The 9,040-nt window shown below is 56.6% G+C and carries 8 protein-coding genes and 2 pseudogenes; 8 read left to right on the forward strand and 2 right to left on the reverse strand.

Annotated elements, in window-relative coordinates; translation table 11 throughout:
- Positions 1-170: 170 nt before the first annotated feature.
- Together MF6396_RS28735 and MF6396_RS27195 are read right to left on the reverse strand one after the other, a co-directional pair.
- Positions 171-320 (reverse strand): hypothetical protein, encoded by a 150-nt coding sequence (locus tag MF6396_RS28735; RefSeq protein ID WP_161493052.1) that lies wholly within the window; start codon positions 318-320, stop codon positions 171-173.
- 165 nt (positions 321-485) lie between these two features.
- On the reverse strand, positions 486-1,451 hold the full coding sequence (locus tag MF6396_RS27195; protein ID WP_078481971.1) for a LysR family transcriptional regulator: 966 nt from the start codon (positions 1,449-1,451) through the stop codon (positions 486-488).
- Positions 1,452-1,561: 110 nt separating this feature from the next.
- Between MF6396_RS27195 and gtdA the strand changes: the two genes are divergently transcribed.
- The 8 genes and pseudogenes from gtdA to MF6396_RS27235 all read left to right on the forward strand — a co-directional run.
- Entirely contained in the window at positions 1,562-2,611 is a 1,050-nt protein-coding gene (gene gtdA, locus MF6396_RS27200; RefSeq protein ID WP_078481972.1) for a gentisate 1,2-dioxygenase, read from the forward strand.
- A gap of 15 nt (positions 2,612-2,626) precedes the next feature.
- Entirely contained in the window at positions 2,627-3,325 is a 699-nt protein-coding gene (locus MF6396_RS27205) for a fumarylacetoacetate hydrolase family protein (RefSeq protein ID WP_078481973.1), read from the forward strand.
- A gap of 50 nt (positions 3,326-3,375) precedes the next feature.
- Positions 3,376-4,728, forward strand: coding sequence for an MFS transporter (locus tag MF6396_RS27210; RefSeq protein WP_078481974.1), 1,353 nt, complete (start codon positions 3,376-3,378; stop codon positions 4,726-4,728).
- A complete protein-coding gene (gene maiA / locus MF6396_RS27215; protein ID WP_078481975.1) occupies positions 4,715-5,356 on the forward strand; it encodes a maleylacetoacetate isomerase in 642 nt (213 codons plus the stop codon). Before MF6396_RS27210 ends, maiA begins: the two co-directional genes overlap by 14 nt.
- 240 nt (positions 5,357-5,596) lie before the next feature.
- Complete coding sequence (locus MF6396_RS27220) at positions 5,597-7,240, forward strand: ABC1 kinase family protein (protein WP_078481976.1); 1,644 nt, start codon at positions 5,597-5,599, stop codon at positions 7,238-7,240.
- A 501-nt stretch (positions 7,241-7,741) separates the two neighbouring features.
- On the forward strand, positions 7,742-8,089 hold the full coding sequence (locus tag MF6396_RS27225) for a ketoacyl-synthetase C-terminal extension domain-containing protein (protein ID WP_177346358.1): 348 nt from the start codon (positions 7,742-7,744) through the stop codon (positions 8,087-8,089).
- Positions 8,079-8,552 (forward strand): annotated as a pseudogene (gene istB, locus MF6396_RS27230) (IS21-like element ISPre4 family helper ATPase IstB); the annotation flags it as partial. The gene MF6396_RS27225 and the pseudogene istB, both read left to right, overlap by 11 nt.
- A 361-nt stretch (positions 8,553-8,913) precedes the next feature.
- Positions 8,914-9,040 (forward strand): annotated as a pseudogene (locus tag MF6396_RS27235) (recombinase family protein); the annotation flags it as partial.

Genomic DNA, 9,040 nt, shown 5'->3' on the forward strand with positions numbered 1-9,040 from the left:
ATAGAGGTACACCTTTTCGACTTTGCTGTCGGGACGCATCATGGCGGACTGGCTCCAGAAAGAAATCGGGAGCGCAGCATCGGGCTTCAGGTAGTCGCTTGGAATGTGGGCTTCATGGAGCGGATACCGCGTAGACGACATGGCCAGCAACTTTCCATGTCGGGCATCCGTTAAAATTTTTCCACCATCAGCACCGTCTCAAGCCCGTCAAAAACGCGTGTGCTTGCAAGGAAGTCGCCAACAGCTTCGAAGCCCGCGTTCTTGTATGCCTTGATGGTCTTAAGGTTCGACTTGCCAGGATCAATGATGTTACCAGGCATAACGGGACGTCATCCTGATGCCTCTATTACGTCACTTAAGGATGCTTCGATCAACTCGCCGCTGTCTCGCGGGAAGTCGATAACGCTCCAGAGCGCATCGCCATTATCGGGGAAACGTCATGCACACATCTAACCTTTTAAGCTGTCAGGCGTATTCAGCGGGTTTCAATTACGCCCCTTTCTGGTTTCGGTGGTAAGAAACGAATTCAAGCGTCCGGGTTGACAGCCGGCGGCATGGCGTAGGCTAGCCATAAGGTCGGGTAGGGCCACGTCAGTGAACGGTTCGTCACGCCAGCACATACCCAGGGAGCCTGTGGCATCCAGCTCAAAGTCCAGGCTTACCAACAAGCCGCGCAGGGCGAAGTGTTCAGCTACTCGTTCGGAAGCTACTGACAGTAAGTCGCTGTATTGCAAAAGCCACAGGTTGCCCACCAGTGAAGAGGATTCTATGCGACATGGCAGTGGCGGACGCCCTGCGTGGGCCAGGGCCATATCCAGTTTGCTGCGGATGGGGCTGGTGGTCGGCCATAGAATCCAATTGACGTTGTACAAGTCGTCCCAGGTCAGCCCTGTTCGCTGAGTCAAGGGGTGGTCTGCGCGGCAGACGATACGCATTTTTTCATCGTATAGCCGCGCGCTACGCAGCGTGTGGGATGGGACGTAACTGTCGAGACGGCCGACCACCAGGTCCAACTGGCCGAGCTCCAGTCGTTCGAGCAAGGCCGTCATGGTGTTTTCTTCCAGGTCTACCTGGGCCATGGGATGGCGCCGCAAAAACTCCATGATGGCGGCCGGTACCAAGTTGGGCGCCGAGGCGGCGGATGTGCCAATAGCCACCCGCAAGGTGCTGGTGCCTTGTAGCGTGTCAAGGTTGTGACGGGCACGCTCCATTTCACTGAGTACCCGCCGCGCATGGGCTAGTAGAGTCAAACCGTGTGCAGTGGGGTTCAAGCCTCGAGCATGGCGTTCGAACAAAGGCGCGCCGATGCTTTCTTCGAGATCCTTAAGCCATTTGGATAACGCAGGCTGGGTACTGAAACACGCTCGGGCAGCTTCGCTGATGCTCCCGGTTTCGGCGAGGCTGACCAACCATTTAAGGTGTTGCAGACGCAGGCGACGAGTCCAGCTCATGAGCGTATCCATATGTAGATTGGTATGGGTTTATCTTAAAATAGCATTATTCACATATAGGTAGTCACAGGATACTCCTAAGGACTCGGTTTCAACCTGTAGGTGTATCCATGAACAACAACATCACTGCCGTACGGAAAGATTTTTACCAGCGTATTGATCGCCTGGGTCTGTTTCCGCTTTGGGAACGCTTGCACAATCTGGTTCCTGCGGAGCCAGCCGCGGCCTGCGTTCCGGCCCTGTGGCGCTATCGCGAGCTGCGCCCTTTCCTGACTGAAGCTGGGCAACTGATCAGCGCCGAGGAGGCTGTGCGCCGAGTGTTGGTGCTGGAAAACCCGGCTCTGCGTGGGCAGGCTTCGATCACTTCCAGCTTGTACGCTGGACTGCAACTGATTTTGCCCGGAGAGACCGCTCCGAGTCATCGTCACAGCCAATCAGCGCTGAGGTTTGTGGTCGACGGGCAAGGCGCATTTACCTCGGTAGACGGTGAGCGAACCACGATGTCACCCGGAGATTTCATCATCACACCCTCCTGGACATGGCATGACCACGGCAACCCAGCCGCCGACGAAGGTGGTGAACCCGTGGTGTGGCTCGATGGCCTAGACATACCCATGGTGCGTTTCTTCGATGCCGGCTTCGCCGAAAACCATCAAGTTCCGGTCCCGCCCCTGACTCGGCCTGAGGGCAATAGTGGGGCCCGCTATGGCATGAATTTATTACCCATGCGCTATGAGTCCAGCTCACGCACCTCGCCGATTTTCAATTATCCCTACGCCCGTACCCGGGAAACTCTCGACACCCTGTTGCGCCAGGAACCGCTGGATTGCTGGGAGGGTATCAAGTTGCGCTACGTCAACCCGCTCACGGGGGGCTGGCCGATCCCAACCATCGCCGCGTTCATGCAGCTATTACCCAAAGGCTTTCGCGGCCAGCCGTATCGCAGCACCGACGCCTCGGTATTTTCTGTGGTGGAAGGCAGTGGCAGTGTGTGCATCGCCGGGCAACGCCTGAACTTTGAGCCCAAGGACATATTCGTGGTCCCCAGTTGGGCCCAAGTCAGCTTGGCGGCGGATCAGGAGTGCGTGCTCTTCAGCTTTTCCGACCGCCCCGTGCAGCAGGCGCTGGGGTTGCTGCGTGAATCGCGCGAGTCTTTTTAAAACCTGGAGATGACCATGACTTACATTTTTCAACCGCAGCAGCCGACGTCGCTTTTTATCCAAGGCCGTGACGAGCTGTTTGCCGTGCGCCGTGTCTATTGTGTGGGGCGCAATTACGCCGCTCATGCACGGGAAATGGGGTTTGACCCTGACCGCGAACCCCCGTTTTTCTTTTGCAAGCCGAGCGATGCAGTTGTACCCGTGGCGGAGGATGAGGTCCTGACGCTGAAATATCCGACGCAAACCAGTAACTACCACTACGAAGCCGAACTGGTTGTCGCCATCGGCAAGGGTGGCAGCAACATTCCCCAGGAACAGGCCAATGAGCACGTCTGGGGCTATGCCGTTGGTCTCGATATGACCCGTCGCGACCTGCAACTGGAGATGCGCAAGGCAGGGCGTCCATGGGAAATCGGTAAGGCTTTTGATCACTCGGCGCCGATTGCACCCTTGTGGCCAGCTACGTTGGTTGCCCACCCGAAGCAGGCCGGATTGTGGCTCACGGTCAACGGTGAAGACAAACAGCGCAGCGACATTGCACAACTGATTTGGTCCGTGCCGGAAATCATCGCTTACCTATCCCGTTACTTCGAATTGCAGCCCGGAGACCTAATCATGACCGGTACGCCCGAAGGCGTGGGCCCGGTGGTAGCCGGCGACCTGATAGCCGCCGGAATTGACGGTCTCGGTCAGCTGCGTGTGCAGGTGATTTGAGCCTGTTTATCAATGGGTAACCCCCGTCCACTCGTTGCAGGAGCGATGTAATGTCATCCACTCATAATAAGAAGAGCGTGGACGTGCAGGCGTTTATCGATCGCCATCCGATGTCAGGCTTTCAGTGGCGCATCCTCATACTGTGCTTTCTGGTTGCGACGCTGGACGGTTTGGACACGGCTATCGGCGGCTTTATCGCACCTGTACTGCGCGAGGAATGGGCGCTGACGACCGCGCAGCTTAATCCGTTGCTGGGCGCGGTATTACTGGGATTGATGCTGGGGGCCTTTGCTGCCGGGCCCTTAGCTGACCGCTTCGGGCGCAAGATGGTGCTGTTAGTCTCGGTGCTGTTTTTTTCCGGTTGGAGTCTGGCCTCGGCGACAGCGGGTGATGTGCAAACACTGACGGTATTGCGGTTTCTCACGGGTCTGGGGCTGGGCGGAGCGATGCCCAATGCGATTACCCTGGTCAGCGAATATTGCCCAGTGCGCCGCCGCTCGTTAATGGTCACCCTGATGTTCTGCGGATTCACCCTTGGCTCAGCCTTGAGCGGGGTACTGGTTGCCCATTTGCTGCCACTTGTAGGCTGGCGCGCAGTGTTGATGCTGGGCGGGTTGTTACCGTTGTTGTTTTTACCCATGCTAATGGCGTGGCTGCCCGAATCGGTACGGTTTTTGATCGCCAGGCGCATGGTGCCCGACAGGGTGACGGACATCTTGCGGCGCATTGCTCCACTGCCAGCCAATGTGCAACTTGAGGTGCCTCCACAGGCTAAAGATTCACCCGTGCGAGAGATCCTTCAAGGGCATTTGAAATACGGAACCTTGCTGCTATGGGGGACGTTTTTTACGGGGTTCATGATCATCTACCTGCTCACCAACTGGCTGCCGACCCTGATCCGCGAGACGGGTCAGGCGATGTCGGACGCGGCGCTGGCTGGTGCAATGTTCCAGGTCGGTGGAACGCTGGGGGCGATTATCCTTGGCGCAACCATGGATCGCATTGATGCCTGGAAAGTGCTGACTACGGCGTACATCGGCGGCACGTTGACGTTGTTGGCCATCAGCCAGTTCTATCAGCATTTCTCAGTGCTATTGGCATGCGTGGCCGCCATGGGCTTTTGTATCAGCGGCAGCCAGGTTGGAGCCAACGCCCTGGCGGCGAACTTCTACCCGACTACCAGCCGTGCCACTGGTGTTGCTTGGTGCCATGGGGTCGGACGCATCGGCTCGATTGCAGGCACTTTGGCTGGCGGCACCTTATTGAGTGCCGGGATTGGTTTGAACGGTATTTTTCTTTGGCTGATGGTGCCAGCGCTACTCGCAGCGACTGCTGTTTTTTTAATGGGTCGGCGTTATCGCGCCCTACCCAAGATAAAAGGAGAATACGGTGCAATTGTATAATTTTTTCAACAGCTCCACCTCATGGCGCGTGCGCATAGCGCTGGCACTCAAGGGTTTTGACTACCAGCACCAGGGTATTAATATCCGCGTCGGCGAGCAGGCAACGGCCTCGTTTTTGAAACTAAACCCGTCACACAGCGTACCTTTGCTGATCACGGATGATGGTCAGCCGATCAGCCAATCCCTGGCAATCATTGATTATCTGGACAACCTCAGTCCACACGCGCGACTGATCCCGCTAGAGCCTCTGGCCCGCGCCCGCGTATTGGAAGTGGCGAATCTAATAGGTTGTGACATTCATCCCCTGAACAACCTACGTGTGTTGGGTTACCTGAATAAACAACTGGCAATCAGCGATCAACAGAAAGAGGCGTGGTACAAGCACTGGATCGAAGAGGGAATCAAGGCGTTGGAAACTATGTTGAGCCGCCATGGCAGCGGCAGCTACTGTTTTGGCGACAGCCCGAGCCTGGCCGATTGTTGTCTGGTACCTCAGGTGGCCAATGCATTGCGCATGGGCTGCGAACTTCAGCGGTTTGAGCAGGTTTTGACGGTTTACCAATTGTGTTTGGAGCATCCAGCTTTTATAAAGGCGCAGCCTCACAATCAGCCTGATTACATAGGCTGAAAGCCAATTACAGTGATTTCACGTCTGAATCCCTCCAGATTAGTAGAAACTTTGTGCCTTAAAATGAGGCCGATCAGGGGGAGCTAATAGCCCCCCGTATTACCCGAAAGAATTCAAAGCCCAAGCGGTCAATCAACTGATCGAAAATGAGCTGCCAGTGTCCAAAGGTGCATCCAGGCATCGAGTTCTGGAATTTCGCTGTGTGCACGACACGATAGAAAAACCTGGGGGCTACTCGCTATGCTCGAATCAACTTGGACCGCACTCAAGCACCATCAACGGGGGCGTGAAATTGTTACTATCCTCGCCAGTTTCGGGGCTCAGGATGTGCTATTCCGTCTGGGCCTGGGACGGCTGGTGGGGGGGGCTGAGCCCGTCGGCAGCCAACCAACTGACGAGGGCACCCCACAGCGCGTGAGGCGAGCGTTGGAGGCGTTGGGGCCAACGTTTGTCAAGCTTGGGCAGATCCTTGCAAGTCGCGGCGACATCTTGCCGGCATTGTGGATCGAAGAACTCGAAAACCTGCACAGCGGCGCGGCAACGTTGACTTGGGAGCAGTTGCAAGGCCAGGTTCTTGAAGACCTTGGTGCTGAGCTTGATCAGGTGTTCGCCGAGTTCAATACCACTCCTCTTGCGGCAGCATCGATTGCCCAGGTCTATCGGGCGCGCCTGCTCAGTGGTGAGGACGTGGTGGTCAAAATTCAGCGCCCTGGGTTGCGACGTAAAATGACTGCCGACCTGCAACTGCTGGAAAGCGTCGCCCTACTGATTGAAGACAACGGCGCTTTGGCGCAGTACCAACCGCGCAAGATGGTCCGACAACTGGCTCGAGCGATGTTGGAAGAGCTGGATTTTACTCAGGAAGGCCTTAACTGTGACGCCGTAGCGGCTAATTTCTCGCAGCAGCCGCACATTGTCATCCCGCGTATTTATTGGGCCCATAGTAGCGAGCGGCTGCTTGTACAGGAATATCTTCCCAGCTATACCCCGCTGGAGCGCCAAGCTCTGATCGAGCAAGGCTTGGACCCGAGCCTGCTGGCCAGCCGTGGCGCACGTGCATTTATAAAAATGCTCTTGGAGGACGGTGTGTTCCATGGTGATCCGCACCCAGGCAACCTCAAGGCCATGAGTGGTAATCGTGTCGGTTTTATTGACTTTGGCATGGTTGGTCGTCTCGACGAGCGCCGACGCCTTGAGGTGATGAGCTTCATGCGCGCATTGACCGAGAACAATAGTGATGCGCTGGTGACTGTGCTAATCGACTGGAGCGGCAATGGTGTGCAGAACATACCCGCCATTGAACAGGCCGCCCGCGAATACATAGCGCGCCATGGTGGCAAGGCACTGAACATGAGTGCGCTCATTGAAGACTTTCTTGATTTGATGCGCGAGCACCAATTGCTCTTACCGCCTGATTTGTTGGTGCTGTTCAAGGCCCTGGTGACTGCCGATGGTGTGCTGACGCGTCTGGACCCGGAATTAGACCTTATCGCCACAGCCAAGCCGGCCATCGTCAAAATGCTCCGGGAGCAATTGAGTTGGAGGATGACAAAGCGCCTGGGCCTCGATGGCCTTGAGTTGGGACGCGGCCTGCTGGGTGACTTGCCGCAACTGGCGCGACTGCTAGTCAACCGGCTCAAGCACGGAGTGCTGGAAGTGCGCATGGATCTGCCTGGGCTAGAGCGTCTGGAGCGCTCATTGCGCCTGGCCTCCACAAGGCTTTCCTTAGCGTTGCTGATCAGTGCCTTGGTGATTACCTTCGGTCCGCAGATCGCTGCAGTGGGGCCCGTGTGGGCGGGCTTGCCGATACTCAGTTGGCTGGCGGCGATTGCCACGGCGGGTGGTCTGGTGGCGTTTTTATGGAGTTTGTTTAAAAGTTCTTAATTGGACTACAACGCTCAGGGACTGATCTCGTTGATCAGTAACAGTCCTCTCCTTTCTTAGATGCACGGAGTATTCGGTACTCAGGGCACAAGTTATGCACTGGGCGGAGCTGAATGGACTACTGGTCTGGGTCTAGCTATTGGTGCCTGGTCACCGAGGATCGCACCGATAGCCGCCGTCGGCTACTGTCTGTTTTACCTGACAACCTCCACTCTACTCTTGACTGTTCCAGGTGGCTGGAGGCTTCGGCAGGTGGTTTTCCAACCATGACCGGCATCCGCGCGTTTTTGATCAAAGCACCTAGTGCTGCTGGCCGGTTCGCTGGTACTGGTCAAGAATGCGGCGCAACAACTAACGACCCCCTTCAAAAGCGCTGTCAGCGGTCGGCAAGTCTTGGTTGACTGATATTGCTGACTTGGTGCGGCTTGATGGGTGGATCAACGGGCGCGCCGTCCTATCAATGGCGGCTGTACCACCAAGTAAGCCGCCTTAGGTGTCAGCGTGATCTATGTGGCGCACGTGGTTACTGGTGAGGAGTTGGCGTCCGGCATGGCGGCGTTGTTCAAGGTGATTGATGCGGTAAAACAGCAGCAACTGCCGGGCATACCTGGGTATCAACAACTCAGCCCGGCGATCACGCTCGATCCGCAGCAACTGTCGCTCGCGTCCGGGAACCTGCCATGGCCGGCGGTGCAGGATGCCGACGGCAACGAGCTGCCACGTCGGGCGAGCATCAACAGTTATGGTTTTGGCGGCGTCAATGCCCATCTGGTGGTGGAGGAATTTGTTGATCATCTGCGTGTAACTGCAGCTGATATCGGGCCGCAACTGATCCTGTTGGCTGCGTGACGGCCTGAACCTGATCATCGGCGGCCCGACAGGCGTAGGCAAAACGTGGCTCGCCTGCGCGCTGGCCCATAAGGCTTGCCGGGACGGTTACAGCGTGCGTTATCTTCGTCTGCCTCGCTTGATGGAAGAACTGGGCCTGGCCCACGGCGACGGTCGCTTCGCCAAACTCATGGCGGGTTATGCCAAGACCGATCTGCTGATCCTGGACGACTGGGGCCTTGCACCGTTTACCGCCGCGCAGCGGCGCGACATGCTGGAACTGCTGGACGACCGTTACGGAAACCGCTCGACGCTGGTGACCAGCCAGATGCCGGTGAATAAGTGGCATGCGCTGATCGGTGATCCGACCTTGGGCGATGCGATCCTAGACCGGCTGGTGCACAACGCTTACCGCATCGAACTGAAGGGCAAATCGATGCGCAGGCGCGCAACGAAATTGACTGCAACCGGGACTTCAGACTAACAATGCGAACCTGCGTCGCTGCGCTCCGACTGCCTCTCCAAGTGAGCGTGGAATGAGTGTCCAAATGATCGTGGGCTGAGTGTCCAAGTGTTGTGGAATCCGCACTCTAAAACCACAACTGATGCAGTTGCGGTCGTTTCCGTCAGAAAAATAACATCATGACTGAGTGGGGGCTTTTCCGCCCCATCTGACTCCTCGGCTTCTGATCCTCCGCTGTGACAATCTTTATTCTTCGAAAAACCCCATCATTTTTTGTAAATTCAAGATTTGTGACAGAGTTTATTAATTTTTTGCCACGCAGGTTTTGGCTGGAGGCCTCGAAATAAAAGGGGGCTTGTGACAACCTTTATTCCTAGGACACAGCTGCCTGAAGGCGTTGCGAACTGGCGACACACTGGTCGTGTGGAAACTGGATCGGCTCGGACGCGACCTGCGACATCTCATCAACACCGTGCACGACCTGACTGGGCGCGGCATCGGCTTGAAGG

This window comes from Pseudomonas sp. MF6396 (assembly GCF_002018915.1).
In the GTDB taxonomy this organism is placed as follows: domain Bacteria; phylum Pseudomonadota; class Gammaproteobacteria; order Pseudomonadales; family Pseudomonadaceae; genus Aquipseudomonas; species Aquipseudomonas palmensis.